The following is a 15,748-nucleotide window of genomic DNA, read 5'->3' as shown; positions in this document are numbered from 1 at the left end:
CTCTAGCTACATGTTATGCCCGAACACAAAATTTCTGACAGTCTCGACGAAAGGCTTTATCTCCTTCAAGACAAACATGCTCTGCATCTCTTTAATCCCGGGGAGCCTTCTGACCACCGTCATGGCGAAGTCAGCAAACGAATCCAGGTCGCGTGCCACCACCTGAAGCAGAAAGTCGGCATCTCCGCCGATGCTGTAGCACGCCACGACGTTCTCCAGTTGCATGACTTCCTGCTCGAATTTTCTTGCCTCGGCTTCACTGTGAGAGTCGATGCTGACCCGAATGAACACCATGACACCCAGCCCGATCTTGCGACGGTCCAGCACCGCTCTGTAACCCAGCACATAGCGATGCTCTTCAAGTTGTTTGACCCGTCGCCAGCAGGGCGAGGCAGACATGCCGATCTGATCGGCCAAGGTCTGATTGGTGATCCGGCCGTCCTGTTGCAGGGCCGTGAGGATCCTCATATCAATCGAGCTTAACGTCGGTGAGGTCATAAATACCGTTACTCCGCCTGGATGGGGAAACTTATACCGATTTCAGCCGCTCAGCCAGTAAGAACAGGTGATTTTTTCCGGCTTCAAGCGCGTAGTATTTTTGAACATGGAGCTTGAGCAGGCTCTGTATTCAAGCTGGCTGTTACATTTCAAGGAGTGCTACATGCTGGATCTGACTCAGGTTCTTACGTACTCGGCAGCGCTGGGCATTGCCGCAGCCATTCCCGGCCCTGGCATGGCTGCGCTGGTTGCGCGCAGTGTCAGTGGCGGTGCGCTGTCAGGCTTCTGCCTGCTGGCCGGTCTCATCCTGGGGGATCTGACCTATCTGTCATTTGCGGTATTCGGCCTTGCAATGATTGCCGAACACTTCAATGCGTTGTTTCAGGTCGTGCGTTGGGGGGCCGCGATTTATTTGTGCTACCTGGCCTGGCAGTTCTGGTTCGCAGACCATCAAGCCATAGAAATCGGAAAATCAGCAAAGAAAACAGAGTTGCTGTCTGCGGCCGCTTCAGGATTGACCATCACCTTGGGCAACCCCAAGACCATTGCCTTTTATCTGGCGCTTTTACCGTTGGTCATCCATCTCGAAACGGTTTCTTTGCAGACGTGGGGGTTGGTTCTGGTGCCGCTGACTGTACTGGTGCTGCTGGGGGTAGGGGCAGTGTTCATATTTGCTGCATTGCGCATTCGACATTTATTGTCGAGTGAGCGTGCTCAAAGGAAACTGTTTCGCGGTGCGGCAGCAATCATGGTAGCGGCGGCAGCGTCGATGCTGGTGCGCTGATCTGCCTGGAGGGTAGATGAGGCCGTTGATGGCCTCATCCGGTCAGCCGTTACAGCTCCTTCTTCAGATGCTTCTCGATCTGCTCAAGCGATTTGCCTTTGGTTTCCGGAAGGCACAGGAAAACAAATATCAATGAGCCGACGTTGATGGCCGCAAAGATGAAGAACGTCGGGTTGCCGATGGTATCGACTGCAATCGGGAAGGTGAATGCCACCGATGCGTTGAACAGCCATTGCATCGATACCGCTGTGCCGGTCAGCAATCCGCGCACCTGCATCGGGAACAATTCCGACATCAGCAGCCAGTAGACCGGCGAGATGCACATCTGCATGAACAGCAGGAACACCAGAATGCAGGCGAGGGCGGTGTAGCTCTGGGTCAGGTTCTGCGGCATGAATTGCAACACGCAACCCAGCGCTGCCTGCATCAGGATGACCATCACCAGCCCGGTCATCAGCAAGTGCCGACGGCCATAACGGCCAATCGCCCAAATGCCGAGCAGGGTCGCGATAACCGATACCACGCCGTTGCCGATGGTGGCGGTCAGCGCGGCGTTGGTGCCCATGCCGGTATTCTTGAGAATGATCGGGGTGTAGTACATAAAGGCGTTAACGCCTGTGAGCTGCGCGGTAAAGCCTAGACCGATGCCGATCAGCAACAACTTGATCACCCAGCCCTGACGCAGCAACTCCCTGGCTTTCGGGCGGTGACGAGCCTCCTCGTCCTGCGCTTTCATCTCGTCCACTTCGCGCTGCGCATCCTGCTTGTTGGTGCGCAGTTGCTCCAGCACATCCTGCGCTTCATCGAAGCGGCCTTTGGACGCCAGCCAGCGCGGCGACGGCGGTACGAAGAATGTACCGACCAGCAGCAACACTCCCGGGACCATGGCGATGGCCAGCATGTAGCGCCAGATGCCAGGTGTGTGCAGCAGAGCGGCCATGACCGCGCTTAGAACGTAGGCGAGCAACTGGCCGCTGACGATCATCAGTTCGTTACGGCTGACCAGTCGCGCACGACGCGACGGCCCGGCGATTTCGGCAATGAACACCGGCACCGTAGCCGAGCCGCCACCCACCGCGATACCCAGCAGGAAGCGCGCAGCGACCATGAACGGAATGGAAGGCGCGATGGCCGTGCCCAGTGCGCCAGCAATGAACAGCACCGACAACAGGCGCAAGGTCAGACGGCGTCCGAAACGGTCGGAGATGTAGCCGCTGGCAAGCGAGCCAAACGCAGCGCCGACGATCAGTGAGGCGGTGATCATTCCTTCGCTGTAGGCATCCAGGCCCAGCCCGCCCTGATCGGTGGGTAGCGTCATGAAAGGCAATGCACCGGCGATGATGCCGGTGTCATAGCCGAACGCCAGCGCACCCATGGTGGCCACGAGCACGGATATAAAAATGAGTCGATTCGGTGAAGCGCTTTGCTGACCTTGCGGATCGGCCGCTGCTGAGGTGCTACTTGAAGACATGAATCTGAAGTCCTTCGTTTGAAACCAGCGTCGCGCCAGTACCTAGATGTCAGGCTTAGGGCGATGTGTTGCGCGCTAGTTCCCTACAAACCCGGTCGGGATTGAATTCTTGAAGGCGTTCTGCGTGCGAGGATGGCTGAAACGATTAACTTGATCTGGTCATAATGACCAAAATTTTCTTGATATCGGTCAATAAGACTAGGTCTTTTTGACTTTAAAAGCTGCTATTCATTGATTCTAAAGCTGTTTTTATCTGGCACGCGCGTTGCTCTGACTCCAGTAAAGAAACTGCTCACTCTGGAGTTGATTATGCTCAGCACTGCCCATCGCGACATCATTAAAGCCACCGTACCGATCCTTGAAACAGGCGGGGAGGCACTGACCACTCATTTCTATCGCATCATGCTCAATGACTATCCTCAGGTTCGTCCGCTGTTCAATCAGGCCAACCAGGCAAATGGCGCACAGCCACGGGCGCTGGCCAATGCGGTGTTGATGTACGCGCGCAATATTGATCGCCTCGAAAACCTCGGGCCGCTGGCGGCGCAGATCGTCAACAAACATGTCGCGCTACAGATACTGCCGGAGCATTATCCGATTGTCGGTGCCTGCCTGCTGCGCGCCATTCGCGAGGTGCTGGGCGCAGAGATCGCAACGGATGCAGTGATCGATGCATGGGCTGCGGCGTATCAGCAACTGGCTGACATGCTGATCAATGCCGAGCGCGATGTGTATGAAAGCATCGCCGCAGCACCGGGTGGCTGGCGTGGCGGACGGCTGTTCAAGGTTGTTCGCAAGGTGCCGGAAAGCAGCGAGATCATGTCGTTCTACCTGCAGCCTGTTGATGGTAAACCGGTCATCGCGCACAAGCCCGGTCAGTACATCGGTATCCGGTTGAACACCGAAGGCGGAGAAAATCGTAGAAATTACTCGCTCTCTGCGCCTGCCAACGGTGTGAGCTATCGCATCAGCGTCAAGCGAGAGCAGGGGGGGCGTTGCGTCCGGCTACCTGCACGATCAGGTCGCAGTGGACGACACCGTAGAATTGTTCCCGCCCTCTGGCGAGTTCGTGCTTATCGAAGGCAGCAAACCGCTGGTACTGATCAGCGGCGGTGTCGGTATCACCCCGACGCTGGCCATGGCGGAAGCGGCGTTGCAGGCAGGTGGCCGACACGTCGTGTTTATCCACTACGCGCGTAATGCCAGCGTGCAGGCGTTCCAGGCGGTCATTGATGATTGGCGCGAGCGATATGCGCAGTTTGCGGCGCACGTGGTTTACAGCGAAGCTACGGCCGGTGATGTACCGGCAAATACCGTGACGGGGCTTGCTTCGACGGAGCATCTGCAGCAATGGTTGCCGGAGGACACGGATGTCGAGGCCTACTTTCTTGGTCCGAAGCCGTTCATGGTGTTCATCAAGCGCGCGCTGCACGAGCTGGGTGTTCCGGACCGGCAGAGCCATTATGAGTTTTTTGGTCCGGCCGAGGCGTTGGCCTGAGCGCATTCAGATGCGCAGAAGCGCATATCTTTTGAAGCATCCCCTTAAAAAGGCTGCTTCAAGTATTTTTTGAACAGGAGGTCGCACCATGAATCTGGCCGAGCAATATCGAGCTTACATCGCCTGTCTTAACGAACGCCGCTGGCAGGATCTCGGCGATTTCGTCGACGACGATGTGCAATACAACGGCGAGCGGATCAGCGTGGCCGGCTACCGGGCGATGCTGGAAAACGACGTCAGGATTATCCCTGACCTGCGTTTCAACATTGACTTGCTGGTGGTTGAGGCGTCACAGGTTGCTGCCCGCCTGATATTCAACTGCTCGCCGCAGGGGCGATTTCTGGGGCTGGATGCGCATGGCCAGCGTATTACCTTTTCTGAAAACGTGTTCTACACATTCAGCGACGGCAAGATTGTCAGCGTCTGGTCGGTCATTGATAAAGCCGCAGTGGAGCGAGAACTTCGTGGCGAGCCAGCGGCCGGCTCCAGTGACAGAGGCACCTGAAATTTTCATCGGTGCCTAGCTCATCAGCACAGTCTTTCCGGCACGCTCGTCGAAGTAACAGCATTTCAGGGCACTCCCCGGTGGCAGCGCAGTCTTTTCTAGACACTTTCACCCCGCGGAGCCCGACATGATCACTGTCCACCACCTGAACAACTCACGTTCGCAGCGCATTTTGTGGCTGCTCGAAGAGCTCGACCTGCCCTACGAGATCAAGCGTTATCAGCGCGACCCGAAAACCAACCTTGCGCCACCCGAGCTCAAGACCGTGCATCCGCTGGGCAAATCACCTGTCATCGAAGATGGCCCGCATGTCGTCATCGAGTCCGGTGCCATTGTCGACTACCTGATTCGCCGTCATGGCGACGGTCGTCTGCAGTCGGACCCGGCCAGCGCTACCTACGATGAGTACGTGCAATGGCTGCATTTCGCGGAAGGCTCGGCCATTCTCCCGCTGATGCTCAACCTGTACGTAGGACGTCTGGGTGACGCTGGCGCACCGCTGCATCCGCGAATCCAGTCAGAGCTGGTCAATTATCTGGGTTACCTGAACGACTCTCTGGGGTTGACGCCTTATCTGTTGGGAGAAGATCTGAGTGGCGCGGATATTCAGATGAGCTTCATTGGCGAGTTCGCCAAGGCTCAGGGAATGCTGCAGCCGTACCCGAATGTGACGGCGTGGGTTGAAAGACTGCAGAGCAGGCCTGCGTACCGCAAGGCTTTGGAGCAGGGTGGGGAATATTCTTTCGCCAAGTAACCGCCATGCCTGAGGCGTTTGCGCCGCGCATAGTCACGAGAAGTGTTCTCCCGGACACCTCTCGTTCCCATGCTCCAGCGTGGTAACGCAGTTCTCGACGCTCTGCGTCGCAAGAGGACGCAGAGCGTCCAGAAAGGCATGCGACGCAGAGCGCCGCACGATAGTTGCGATGATCGTTCCGCACGCTCTGCGTCGCCAAGGCGCGTACGTTGCCTGTCAGCCTTCGGACAGGCTTATCGAGTCCTGATCCGCTTCGGCCGCCAGCTTCAAGCGGTCGGCCTTGCTTATGTATTTGGCCTTGCTCTGCGGGGCCAGTTTTGCGCTGGCCTTTTTTGCGTGAGCTTTCAGTAGCTGCTGTATTTTTTTACGACGATTCATGCTCTTCAACTCGCTTGCAGATGCGTGGATGATACCAGCTGGAATATCTGCTCATACACGCGTCGATTACCCTACGTTTCCAACCATCTGCCACAGCGACGCCCCGACACCGGTGATGCTCTCTCCGGCAATCAGGCCTGCCGCTGCGGTAATGGCGAAGCGTTCTGTAAGGGACGGCCAGCGACAGTTCACCAGCCAGGTGAGCACCGCGCCAAGGGCCATCATCAGAGATACTGAGGCTGGCAGGACAAAAGCCAGGCCCAGGGCAGCGGCGCTCGGCATGTAACGGGTGCGATGGGCGGGTAACGTGCTGTCGAGGATGCCCAGCAACAACCCCGCCAGCCCGCCGATGAAAATTGCCCAGCGGATACTCGCTGACAATGAATCCAGGCCGTGGGTCAGCGTTTGCGCGACGGCTTTCCAGGTCGCCACCGCCGGGGCGGGCCATTCCTCGGTAAGCAGCATCGATTGCGGGTCCGGGATCAGCGCCATGTAAGCCAGGACGCCGACGATGCTGCCGACGAAAATCCCCAGTGTCTGGGCGATCAACTGTTTACGCGGCGTGGCACCAATCGCCCGGCCGACCTTGAAGTCGTTCATCAGGTCCGTGCATTGCCCGGCAGAACCTCCGGCCGTGTTGGCGCTCATCAGGTTGATCGGCACCTGCCCGGGCACGACGATGCCGAAGCTCAGTTGGGATAACTGCCCGATTGCCCCAATGGGAGGAATGCCGGTGGCACCGACCACTCGAGCCGCCACGGACGCCAGGCAGATTGCCAGGGGAATGGTCAGCCACGCCATCCACAGGTTAATGCCGAACAACAGCGCCTGCAGGCTAACGACCAATATGATCGCCAGTACGAAACCGGCGGAAGGCCCTGCCTTTGGCATTGACCACGTCGTCCCGCCACTGGCTCTGGTGGATTTGTGCAGTGCCCACAAACGAATCACCAATGAGGCCAGGGTCGAGCAGACCATCAGGCTTACACCCGGCCACAGCAACCATTCCACCAGTGCTGCGAACTGCGGGCCGCTGCTGTCGGCCGGTAATATCACCAGCCCCTGTTCCAGCAGCCACGGCCCCACGCCGCCCCAGGCCAGTAGAGCACCGAGCAGCAGGGTCATGCCGACGCGAATGCCGATAATTGCGCCAAACCCCACCAGCAGCAGCGAAGGGTCGGCGGTAAAGGTCAGGCGTTCCAACTGAGCGCTCGGCGACCAGCGCGGGAAGGCCCATATGAACGTGTCGACCCACTTGGCCAGCGCAGACAGCAACGCGGTGCTGAGCAGCACCTTCAAGCGTATTGCGGCTTCGCGCCCATGGTTGTAGATGTGTAGCAGGGTTTCCAGAGTGGCCATGCCTTCGGGAAACTTCAGCGACTTGTCGTTGAGCAGTGATGGGCGCAAGTACCAGGCAATCCAGATCCCCAGAAAACTTACCGAGAATACCCAGGCGATCATCGGGACGGCATCCAGTTGCTGACCGGTCAGCAAGGTATAAGCCGGAATCGGCGCGACCAGCCCACCGGAAATGATCGACGCAGCCGCCGACGCCACGGTCTGATTGATGTTGCTCTCATGCAGCGTCCACGGTAGGTGCGCGGACGAACGCTTTGACAGGCCTTGCCATATCGCATAACCGATCAACAAGGCGATGATCGACATATTGAACGACCAGCCAATCTTCAACCCGGCGTACACATTGGAAGGTGTCAACAGGATACCGAGCACGACCCCGGTAATGACCGCGCGCAGACTAAGTTCACGCTCGACAGGACTGGCAAGAGGGATCGATGGCGAGGTTGAAAGCATTCGAGTTCCTTTCGGCAATGAGACAAGGCAACCTATAAAGTGAGCGTCATATCGGCCGAAGGTTCAGATGACGGAGTCAGGCGAGTGTTTGAATAACTTCCGCTGACCGCTTTTCTCCGGCGATGGCTCGGGTTAGCTTGCAGAAATCGGACTATTCCAGTGAGGATAAAAAGTGACGCACGTGGACATCCGGAAAGTCATCGAACTGCCGCCGCAGCTCCTGATATTGGAAAAAGAGGCCGTCGCGCAGGGATTCAGGTTCGTCACGCGATTGATCGACGACTGGGAGTCCGGAAATAATAGATTCGATGCTCAGGGCGAATGCCTCATGGGTGCATTTCTGAACGACGATTTGGTGGGCATCGGAGGTGTTTCGCGTGATCTGCGTACTCAGAGCAACACCGGCAGGCTGCGAAGGGTGTACATCGCAGGCTCATATAGAGGTCAGGGTATTGGCAGAATCCTGGTGGAGCGCCTGGTGTCGCAGGCGTCTCGACACTTCCGTGTCTTGCGCTTGTTTACCGACACTTCAAGTGGCTCTGCATTTTACGCGCGCTGTGGCTTCCAGCGAGTGGACGAGGATGACGCTACGCACATGAAATTTCTGAAAGAGTTCGCAAGCCGTTGAAGGCGTCGACAGTGGCTTATTCACCGTGGATTATTTAATGAATCCCCGACGGTGAATAAGAATATCCAGCCCCTCTTCAGTATCGGGAACACAGAAATAACCGGTGATCAGCTTGAACTGTTCATCTGTCGCTGCAAAATCGTGATCTGCTTTTTCGTTGCGAGCATGCAGTCTGGCAAGGCAAATATCATCTTCTACATCGAGATAGTGCAGTCGATGCTTAACCTGTGCGTCTTCAGCCAGGCTGAGAAGCCACTCACGGTCTGCAAGCGTGTTTGCAGGAAAATCCAGAACCAAGCAAATGTCTGACTTCAGCATGTCTATGACCAGGGGGCCGATGATGTCGCGAATTCTATGTGCCAGGCGTACGTAGTCAGACACCGATTTGATCTCGTCAGGGTAGAGCCGCGAGAGCCACTGATCTTCACTCAGCAGAATCGCCGAGTATTCAGCCGTGAGTGACTTCGCGAGCGTCGATTTACCGGATGCGATCTTGCCGCACAGGAGGTGAAGTTTCGTGGCTAGCATCAAGGCGTGTCCTTTTCCAGTCGTAAAATATGCATTCCTGAAGAGAGGGGAGTCCTTAACTCTGTAGGGCCCTCTCAACCAAGCACATTCAGCCCATCATTGAAATGGCACTCGCGATCATCACCGCCAAGGTTTTCCGGCAGGAAAGCGGTGAGGTCGTAGGGCAAAAACAGCGTATCCAGCGCCAGAGAGAACGGTATGTCTATCAGCCAGGGCCAGGTTGATGTCACGTCTTTGGTACCCCATGCCCAGCCGTGTCGTGTTCCGGGATAGACGCAACGTTCACCATCAAGGTGATACATCAGGCTCCAGCAGCCGCTCAGTGAGATGGCTGTAGCCAGTAACAGGCATTGCTTGAACATACATTCCCTTGTTTCAGAGTTGATGCAACATGCGCGTCATTCTAGTCGCATAACCCTGCGGCGATCATCCTGCGAACGGCGCGGGCAATATCTTGCGTCGCCTGTCCGGTCTGCTCGCCTGGCAACTGATCGAACATATGCGGCACGCCTGGATAGACGTGCATTTCAACAGGCACTCCCGAACGCGACAGGGTCAGTGCGAATGCCAGGTCCTCTTCAAGAAACAGATCGAGTGCGCCAACGCAGATGAAAGTGGGCGGCAGATCGCTCAGGTCGGTGGCCAGTGCGGGGGAGAACAGGGTCTTGCGATCATCGTCCAGTGCGTAGGCACCGCGCAGGCTTTCCCAGCAAAAATGATTGGCCTGGCGCGACCAGCTGAAAGTGCCGGTAGTCGGGTTGGCTGGCGGAGCGTCAGGCGCGCCAGTGCGGTGATCGAGCATGGGGTAGATCAGCACCAGACCGGCGAGTGTCCGCAGCCCTTTGTTTCTTGCCAGCAGAGCGAGCGCGGCAGCAAGCCCGCCGCCGGCGCTGTGGCCCATGATCACCAGGTTACCGGTGTTCATGCCCAGCGTCGGGCCGTGGCTGAATATCCACTCCAGCGCTGCGTAACAGTCTTCCAGCGGGATCGGGAATGGATGCTCAGGGGCGAGCCGGTAATCGACAGCGACGATGATTGCCTTGAGCTCGACGGCTAGCTCTGCGAGGTAATCATCGGCCATCTCCGGGCTGCCCAGAACAAAGCCGCCACCGTGGATATACAGGATGACGGGGGGGGTGGGGTGTTCAAGCGGCGGGCCGGGCCGGTAAAGGCATAACCTGATGCCGACGTCCGAAACGCCTGTGGTCCAGTGCTGCTCGCTACGGGCCGCAGTGGCTGCCGTCCAGGCGGCACCGACGCGAGCCCTGATCCCGGGCAGGGTCTGATGTGTCCAGCTACCCGCAGGCTCATCCATGAACGAGTGATAGGCCGGGTCCAGCAATTCATTTGCGTTCAACGGTTGTCCCCGATGCACAGGAAAGTGCCCTGTGCACCTTCAGTGCCTAGAGCCAGGCTTTGATCTGCGTGCAGACTGCCGGCGTGGAAATGCCATAACGATCATGCAGTGTAGGCAGCGCTCCAGCGTCGAGAAAAGCGTCCGGCAGAGCGATCTGCCTGAAGGTCGGTGTAACGCCATTGCGCAGCAACACCGTCGCCACTGCTTCGCCCAGCCCGCCGATAATCGAGTGGTTTTCGGCGGTCACCACCAGACGGCCTGGTTTTCTGGCTTCCGCCAGAATGGTCTGCTCGTCCAGCGGCTTGATGGTCGGCACGTGCAGCACCGCAACATCGACACCGTCGGCCTGGAGTGCCTTGGCCGCTTCCAGGGCACGCATGGTCATCAGGCCGGTGGAGATGATCAGCACGTCGTTGCCGGTGCGCAGGGTCTTGGCTTTGCCGATCTCGAATGTGTAACCGTATTCGTCCAGCACCAAGGGCACGTTACCGCGCAGCAGGCGCATGTACACCGGGCCCTGATGCGCTGCGATCGCAGGGACCGCCTGTTCTATTTCCCGTGCATCACAGGGGTCGACGATCATCAGGTTGGGCATGGCGCGAAAGATCGCCAGGTCATCGGTGGCCTGATGGCTGGGGCCGTAGCCGGTGGTCAGGCCCGGCAGGCCGCAGACGATTTTGACGTTGAGGTTGTCCTCGGCAATCGCCATACAGATGAAGTCGTAGGCGCGACGCGAGGCGAACACCGCATAAGTGGTCGCAAACGGTACGAAGCCTTCCCGAGCCATGCCCGCAGCCGCGCTCATCAGCAACTGTTCGGCCATGCCCATTTGGTAGAAACGTTCAGGGTGCGCTTTGGCGAAGATATGCAGGTCGGTGTATTTCGACAGGTCAGCCGACAGCCCGACGATATCCTGACGTTGCTCCGCGAGCGCCGCCAATGCATGACCGAACGGAGCCGGGCGGGTGGCCTGACCCTCGGAGGCGATGGACGCGATCATCGCCGAGGTAGTGAGTTTTTTCTTCGGGGCAACGGACGGAGCCGAGGTGTTATTGGCAGAACTCATACGGTTTTCCCCTCGTCGAGGTTGTTCAGTGCGACGTCCCATTCGTGCTCATCCACGCGGATGAAGTGGGTCTTTTCACGGGTTTCCAGAAACGCTACGCCCTTGCCCATTTTCGTGTCGCAGATGATGACCCTGGGCTGAGCACCGACGTGTTGGCGGGCCGCGTCGAAGGCTGCGACCAGTGCGTTCAAGTCGTTGCCGTCGACGCGCTGGGTAAACCAGCCAAACGCCTGCCAGCGATCCACTATGGGTTCGAAAGCCAGAACTTCACTGGAGTGGCCATTGGCCTGCTGGTTATTCACATCGACGATCGCGATCAGGTTGTCCAGTTTCCAGTGCGAGGCGGTCATGGCCGCTTCCCAGGTCGAGCCTTCGTTCAGCTCGCCGTCCGACAGCAGGTTGTAAACGAAAGATCTTGAGGCCTTGCGCTTCAGCCCCAGGCAGGCACCTACCGCAATGCCCAGACCATGACCTAGCGAACCGCCGGTTATTTCCATTCCGGGGGTGTAAGTCGCCATCCCGGACATGGGCAAACGGCTGTCATCCGAGCCGTAGGTTTCCAGTTCATCGAGCGGGACGATTTCCGCCTCTATCAATGCCGCGTACAGCGCAATGGCATAGTGGCCGATCGACAGATAAAAGCGGTCGCGCTGCTCCCATTCAGGGTCTTCAGGCCGATAGTTCAGCGCGTGAAAATAGGACACGGCGAGCAGGTCCGCAGCGCCCAGTGCCTGTCCGACATAACCCTGGCCCTGAACCTGGCCCATGCGTAATGCGTGCCGGCGAATGTTATGGGCACGCTGCGCCAGCGAGGTTGAAGGCGCAGATAAAGTAGTGGCTGTCATGGTGATTACTCCGTTGACTCAACGATTGACCGAGGCGGCAGGGATGCGCAGCACCAGATAGGCGCCGATGAACAGCACGCCTGTAATCAGGTACATGCCAATGGCGCTTGAGCCGGTCGTGGTGGTGATCCAGCCGATCAGGTAGGGCGAACAGAAGCCCGCGAGATTGGCGAAACTGTTGATTCCGGCGATCCCGGCGGCCGCCGATACTCCGCCCAGCAGCGTGGTAGGCAGCATCCAGAACATGGAGGACGCCGAAAGAATGCCCGCAGCGGCGAGGCACAGGCTGAGCACCGACAGCAGCAGATTGCCGCCGAACAGCGCTGCCAGGCTCAGCCCGAGCGCGCCTGCGATCATCGGCCCGACCAGGTGCCAGCGGCGTTCTCGATGCTTGTCGCCGCTGCGCCCCATCAACAGCATCACGACGATTGCGCACAGGTAGGGAAGGCTGGTCATCAGGCCGATATGCAGCGGGTCGGAAACGCCTGCATTGCGAATCAGCGTCGGCAGCCAGAAGGTGATTGCGTACTGGCCCATCACCACGCAGAAGTAGATGCATGCCAGCAGCCACAGACGCTTGTCGCGAATGAAGGCGCCTACCGACGCGTGTACCACTTTCTGGCTGTTGTCCTCTTGCAGCTCCTTGTTGACCAATTCCTTTTCTTCAGCAGACAGCCATGTCGCCTGATGCACGCCATCCTTCAGATAGCTCAGTACCAACAAGCCGACGATCACCGTCGGGATCGCTTCAAGGACGAACATCCATTGCCAGCCGGCCCAGCCGTGAACGCCTGCGAAGCGGTTCATGATGTAGCCCGACAGCGGACCGCCGATCATGCCGGACAGCGGGATGGCGATGAACCAGAGCACGGTCATGCGCGCGCGGCGATAAGAGGGGAACCAGTACGTCAGGTACAGCAGCAGGCCCGGTGCCAGACCGGCTTCCGCCACGCCGAGCAGAAAGCGCAGGGCATAGAACTGCCAGGCGGTTTCGACAAAGGCGAAGAGGGCGGAAATGATGCCCCAGGAGATCATGATGCGGGCGATCCAGCGTCTTGCCCCGACGCGATGAAGGATCAGGTTGCTGGGCACTTCGCAGAGGAAATAGCCGATGAAGAACATGCCGGCACCGAGGCCGTAGACGGTCTCGCTGAACGACAGGTCGTTCATCATCTGCAGCTTGGCGAAGCCGACATTGACACGGTCCAGGTACGCGCACAGGTAGCACAGCATCAGGAACGGCATCAGTCGCCAGGCGGTCTTGCGGTAGGCATTGGCGCGCGTGGTCGACACCGCGTCGAGGGTCATGGTGGTTATCATGATGGTCTGATCTCTTGTTTTTATAGACCGCCAGGCATTCGCCCGGCGTATCGTCGATCCAGAACAAACACGGGCAGTTTGCCAGCCCGTCCACACGCGGTCAGTGAATCAGCATGCCGCCGTTCACATCCAGCGTGATACCGGTGAGATAGGACGACAGGTCGCTGGCCAGAAACAGCGCGGCATTGGCCTCGTCCTGCGCTGCGCCCAGGCGGCCCAGCGGAATGCCGTCGATGATCGCGTGGCGTCGCTCATCCTGCATCAGACCGCCGGTGATATCGGTATGAATCAGGCCGGGGGCGATGGAATTGACACGCACCTGATCAGGCCCGAATTCACGTGCCATCGCCTTGCCCAGCCCCAGCACGCCGGCTTTCGCTGCGCTGTAGTGAGGGCCACCGAAAATGCCTCCGCCACGCTGGGCGGAAACCGAAGACATGCAGACGATGCTGCCCGAGGATTGGGCGCGCATGGTCGGGATCACCGCTTGCGACATGAGCAGAGTGCCGCGCAGGCTGACGTCGAGCACCTTGTCGTAATCGCCAGGGCGGATGTCCAGAGTCTTGATGGGCTGTGTGATACCCGCGTTATTCACCAGAATGTCAATACGACCGTAGTGCGCGATGATTTTGCTGACGGCTTCGTGAACCTGTTTTTCATCGGCGACGTTGGCTGCCAGGCCCAAGTGGCCTTCACCCAACGCGGCAGCGGCATCGCGTGCAGCGGATTCGTCCAGATCGATAATGACCACGCGTGCGCCATGGCGGGCGAACGTGACCGCGGTTGCGCGACCGATACCGCGCTCCGACGCCGCGCCGGTGATGACTGCGATTTTGCCTTGAAGAAGCATGAGGGATACCTCTGATTATTGTTGTTGGGTTCGATTCGGGTGATCGATGACTTCAGAGTGTTCCCGGTGCCGGTTCTGAGCAATGCCGCAAAAATCACTGGGTGCTGAAAAAAATTCACCTCTCGTCAATCCGCAATACCAGTGGTTGAATGCATGAAACTCGAATAATCGGACACATCGGAGTGTTCATGCAGCCTGATGACGATGCACCTCTGAGCCTGCCACCGCTGAAAGCGCTTCAGGCCTTCGAACAGACTGCCCGCTTCGGCAATCTGGCCAGAGCAGCCGAGGTCCTGGACCTGACACCCTCGGCACTCAGTCACCAACTGGCCAGACTGGAGGCTTTGATCGGACGGCAATTGTTCGTCCGGGCCGCGCGTGGTGTCACGCTCACGCCGGTCGGCGAGCAGTATCTGAAAGATGTCTCGGGGGTGTTGCACAGCCTTGCCGTCGCGACCGAACGTGCGGCAAGCGATGTCAGTCTCGATTGCTTGCGCCTGCATTCCGCGCCCAGTTTCGGGCTGCTCTGGCTAATGCCGAGGCTGGAGGCGTTTCGAGTAAGCCACCCGGATATCCAGATCAACCTGTCGTGCTCTTATGAGTCGCTGCATTTCAGCCGGGACAAGATCGATGTCGATATCCGTCATGGCAGACCAAACTGGCCGAGCTACGAAGTGCGCACCCTGCGTGACGAGAAATTCGCTGTGCTGGCGTCTCCGCAACTGCTGGCGCGTCGCCCGGTGCACAGCGCAGCGGACTTGCTCGACCGCGAATTGATTCTCTCCGAAGCCACGTTGCTCAAATGGCCCGAATGGTTTGCCCGGCATGGACTGGCTCGCCCGGAAAAGCCTTATGCGCTGAGTTTCGACCGTTCGTACATGACGCTGGAAGCCGCCAGTCACGGCTTGGGTTTTGCGCTGGAAAGCACCTTGCTGGCGCAAAAGTATCTGGGCACTGGCGAACTGATCGAAGTTGCGCCTCAAGAATTGACTGCACCGGTTGCAGCGCATCATCTGGTCTTTCCCAGGGCCCATTCCGGCTTCCCCAGAGTCAGAAGATTTCTTGAATGGATGGAGCATGAGTTAGGGCAGGGGTTTGTGTTTTGAGCCGCCCCGCTTATGTTTTAGCCTCTTTGCCAATCATGAGCATGGCATAGGGCATGGCCTCATTCTCATGCGGTCTGAATAAGCCTCACCATGGAGATGTCATCATTTATGGAAAATAAACTGGTTTCCAGGACCGCAGTCGTTACCGGCGCGGCTCAAGGCATCGGTGCCGCCATTGCAAAACTCTTTGTGCAACAAGGCTGCTTCGTTTACGTCACGGATATTAACGACGACCTTGGTAATGCGGTTGCAGGCAACTCGATTCATCCGGCGGCCATCCTCACCCTGGTATGCCCCCCGAAGGTTGGACAATTATCCACTTACGCTGCCTTGGCGGCCTGCATCCTG

Annotated in this window: 17 protein-coding genes and 1 pseudogene; 7 read left to right on the top strand and 11 right to left on the bottom strand. The window is 58.2% G+C overall.

The window, feature by feature from the left end:
* Positions 1-6: 6 nt before the first annotated feature.
* The gene (locus tag AO277_RS03920; RefSeq protein WP_044319580.1) at positions 7-498 is read right to left on the bottom strand and encodes an Lrp/AsnC family transcriptional regulator; all 492 of its coding nucleotides are present in this window, start codon (positions 496-498) and stop codon (positions 7-9) included.
* 163 nt (positions 499-661) lie between these two features.
* Here AO277_RS03920 and AO277_RS03915 point away from each other — a divergent pair, with 163 nt between their 5' ends.
* Positions 662-1,282 carry a LysE family translocator gene (locus AO277_RS03915; RefSeq protein ID WP_044319595.1) on the top strand — a complete coding sequence of 207 codons (621 nt, stop codon included), beginning with the start codon at positions 662-664 and terminating at the stop codon, positions 1,280-1,282.
* 49 nt (positions 1,283-1,331) lie between these two features.
* Here AO277_RS03915 and AO277_RS03910 read toward each other — a convergent pair whose 3' ends face one another.
* A complete protein-coding gene (locus AO277_RS03910; RefSeq protein WP_044319581.1) occupies positions 1,332-2,753 on the bottom strand; it encodes a sugar porter family MFS transporter in 1,422 nt (473 codons plus the stop codon).
* 309 nt (positions 2,754-3,062) lie between these two features.
* On the opposite strand from AO277_RS03910, the pseudogene hmpA reads away from it, so the two are divergent.
* The 3 genes and pseudogenes from hmpA to AO277_RS03895 all read left to right on the top strand — a co-directional run bounded on the left by hmpA (position 3,063) and on the right by AO277_RS03895 (position 5,510).
* Positions 3,063-4,251 (top strand): annotated as a pseudogene (hmpA, locus tag AO277_RS03905) (NO-inducible flavohemoprotein).
* Between the two features lie 88 nt (positions 4,252-4,339).
* Positions 4,340-4,756, top strand: a complete 417-nt coding sequence (locus AO277_RS03900; RefSeq protein ID WP_044319582.1) for an ester cyclase — start codon at positions 4,340-4,342, stop codon at positions 4,754-4,756.
* Between the two features lie 127 nt (positions 4,757-4,883).
* Complete coding sequence (locus AO277_RS03895) at positions 4,884-5,510, top strand: glutathione S-transferase family protein (RefSeq protein ID WP_044319583.1); 627 nt, start codon at positions 4,884-4,886, stop codon at positions 5,508-5,510.
* 216 nt (positions 5,511-5,726) lie between these two features.
* Here AO277_RS03895 and AO277_RS03890 read toward each other — a convergent pair whose 3' ends face one another.
* Positions 5,727-5,888 (bottom strand): DUF2986 domain-containing protein, encoded by a 162-nt coding sequence (locus AO277_RS03890; RefSeq protein WP_002552382.1) that lies wholly within the window; start codon positions 5,886-5,888, stop codon positions 5,727-5,729.
* A 66-nt stretch (positions 5,889-5,954) separates the two neighbouring features.
* Positions 5,955-7,700 carry an OPT family oligopeptide transporter gene (locus tag AO277_RS03885; RefSeq protein ID WP_044319584.1) on the bottom strand — a complete coding sequence of 582 codons (1,746 nt, stop codon included), beginning with the start codon at positions 7,698-7,700 and terminating at the stop codon, positions 5,955-5,957.
* Positions 7,701-7,872: 172 nt separating this feature from the next.
* Here AO277_RS03885 and AO277_RS03880 point away from each other — a divergent pair, with 172 nt between their 5' ends.
* Complete coding sequence (locus AO277_RS03880) at positions 7,873-8,328, top strand: GNAT family N-acetyltransferase (protein ID WP_044319585.1); 456 nt, start codon at positions 7,873-7,875, stop codon at positions 8,326-8,328.
* A 30-nt stretch (positions 8,329-8,358) separates the two neighbouring features.
* Here AO277_RS03880 and AO277_RS03875 read toward each other — a convergent pair whose 3' ends face one another.
* The 7 genes from AO277_RS03875 to AO277_RS03845 form a co-directional block, all read right to left on the bottom strand.
* A complete protein-coding gene (locus AO277_RS03875) occupies positions 8,359-8,856 on the bottom strand; it encodes a P-loop nucleotide/nucleoside kinase family protein (RefSeq protein ID WP_044319586.1) in 498 nt (165 codons plus the stop codon).
* A 74-nt stretch (positions 8,857-8,930) separates the two neighbouring features.
* Complete coding sequence (locus AO277_RS03870; protein ID WP_044319587.1) at positions 8,931-9,218, bottom strand: YceK/YidQ family lipoprotein; 288 nt, start codon at positions 9,216-9,218, stop codon at positions 8,931-8,933.
* A 41-nt stretch (positions 9,219-9,259) separates the two neighbouring features.
* Positions 9,260-10,213 (bottom strand): alpha/beta hydrolase, encoded by a 954-nt coding sequence (locus AO277_RS03865; protein WP_044319588.1) that lies wholly within the window; start codon positions 10,211-10,213, stop codon positions 9,260-9,262.
* A 46-nt stretch (positions 10,214-10,259) separates the two neighbouring features.
* A complete protein-coding gene (locus tag AO277_RS03860) occupies positions 10,260-11,279 on the bottom strand; it encodes a transketolase family protein (protein ID WP_044319589.1) in 1,020 nt (339 codons plus the stop codon).
* Positions 11,276-12,124 carry a transketolase gene (locus AO277_RS03855; RefSeq protein ID WP_044319590.1) on the bottom strand — a complete coding sequence of 283 codons (849 nt, stop codon included), beginning with the start codon at positions 12,122-12,124 and terminating at the stop codon, positions 11,276-11,278. The genes AO277_RS03860 and AO277_RS03855 overlap by 4 nt, the downstream gene beginning before the upstream one ends.
* An 18-nt stretch (positions 12,125-12,142) precedes the next feature.
* Complete coding sequence (locus tag AO277_RS03850; protein ID WP_044319591.1) at positions 12,143-13,444, bottom strand: MFS transporter; 1,302 nt, start codon at positions 13,442-13,444, stop codon at positions 12,143-12,145.
* Between the two features lie 100 nt (positions 13,445-13,544).
* Entirely contained in the window at positions 13,545-14,294 is a 750-nt protein-coding gene (locus tag AO277_RS03845) for an SDR family NAD(P)-dependent oxidoreductase (RefSeq protein WP_044319592.1), read from the bottom strand.
* 188 nt (positions 14,295-14,482) lie between these two features.
* On the opposite strand from AO277_RS03845, the gene AO277_RS03840 reads away from it, so the two are divergent.
* Positions 14,483-15,400, top strand: coding sequence for a LysR substrate-binding domain-containing protein (locus AO277_RS03840; protein ID WP_044319593.1), 918 nt, complete (start codon positions 14,483-14,485; stop codon positions 15,398-15,400).
* Positions 15,401-15,508: 108 nt separating this feature from the next.
* A partial coding sequence (locus AO277_RS28890; RefSeq protein ID WP_257214185.1) for an SDR family NAD(P)-dependent oxidoreductase occupies positions 15,509-15,748 on the top strand: 240 nt, incomplete at its 3' end.

The organism is Pseudomonas amygdali, from assembly GCF_002699855.1.
GTDB classification, from domain to species: Bacteria; Pseudomonadota; Gammaproteobacteria; order Pseudomonadales; family Pseudomonadaceae; genus Aquipseudomonas; species Aquipseudomonas amygdali.
Note: the sequence above shows the minus strand (reverse complement) of the source record. Positions and strands in the feature narration are given on the sequence as shown.

Excerpts from the sequence above, each read along its gene's own strand:
- AO277_RS03870 (WP_044319587.1), bottom strand. The coding sequence starts at position 9,218 with ATGTTCAAGCAATGCCTGTTACTGGCTACAGCCATCTCACTGAGCGGC.
- AO277_RS03890 (WP_002552382.1), bottom strand. The coding sequence starts at position 5,888 with ATGAATCGTCGTAAAAAAATACAGCAGCTACTGAAAGCTCACGCAAAA.
- AO277_RS03895 (WP_044319583.1), top strand. The coding sequence starts at position 4,884 with ATGATCACTGTCCACCACCTGAACAACTCACGTTCGCAGCGCATTTTG.
- AO277_RS03885 (WP_044319584.1), bottom strand. The coding sequence starts at position 7,700 with ATGCTTTCAACCTCGCCATCGATCCCTCTTGCCAGTCCTGTCGAGCGT.
- AO277_RS03855 (WP_044319590.1), bottom strand. The coding sequence starts at position 12,124 with ATGACAGCCACTACTTTATCTGCGCCTTCAACCTCGCTGGCGCAGCGT.
- AO277_RS03920 (WP_044319580.1), bottom strand. The coding sequence starts at position 498 with ATGACCTCACCGACGTTAAGCTCGATTGATATGAGGATCCTCACGGCC.
- AO277_RS03900 (WP_044319582.1), top strand. The coding sequence starts at position 4,340 with ATGAATCTGGCCGAGCAATATCGAGCTTACATCGCCTGTCTTAACGAA.
- AO277_RS03915 (WP_044319595.1), top strand. The coding sequence starts at position 662 with ATGCTGGATCTGACTCAGGTTCTTACGTACTCGGCAGCGCTGGGCATT.
- AO277_RS03910 (WP_044319581.1), bottom strand. The coding sequence starts at position 2,753 with ATGTCTTCAAGTAGCACCTCAGCAGCGGCCGATCCGCAAGGTCAGCAA.
- AO277_RS03860 (WP_044319589.1), bottom strand. The coding sequence starts at position 11,279 with ATGAGTTCTGCCAATAACACCTCGGCTCCGTCCGTTGCCCCGAAGAAA.
- AO277_RS03875 (WP_044319586.1), bottom strand. The coding sequence starts at position 8,856 with ATGCTAGCCACGAAACTTCACCTCCTGTGCGGCAAGATCGCATCCGGT.
- AO277_RS03845 (WP_044319592.1), bottom strand. The coding sequence starts at position 14,294 with ATGCTTCTTCAAGGCAAAATCGCAGTCATCACCGGCGCGGCGTCGGAG.
- AO277_RS03850 (WP_044319591.1), bottom strand. The coding sequence starts at position 13,444 with ATGATAACCACCATGACCCTCGACGCGGTGTCGACCACGCGCGCCAAT.
- AO277_RS03840 (WP_044319593.1), top strand. The coding sequence starts at position 14,483 with ATGCAGCCTGATGACGATGCACCTCTGAGCCTGCCACCGCTGAAAGCG.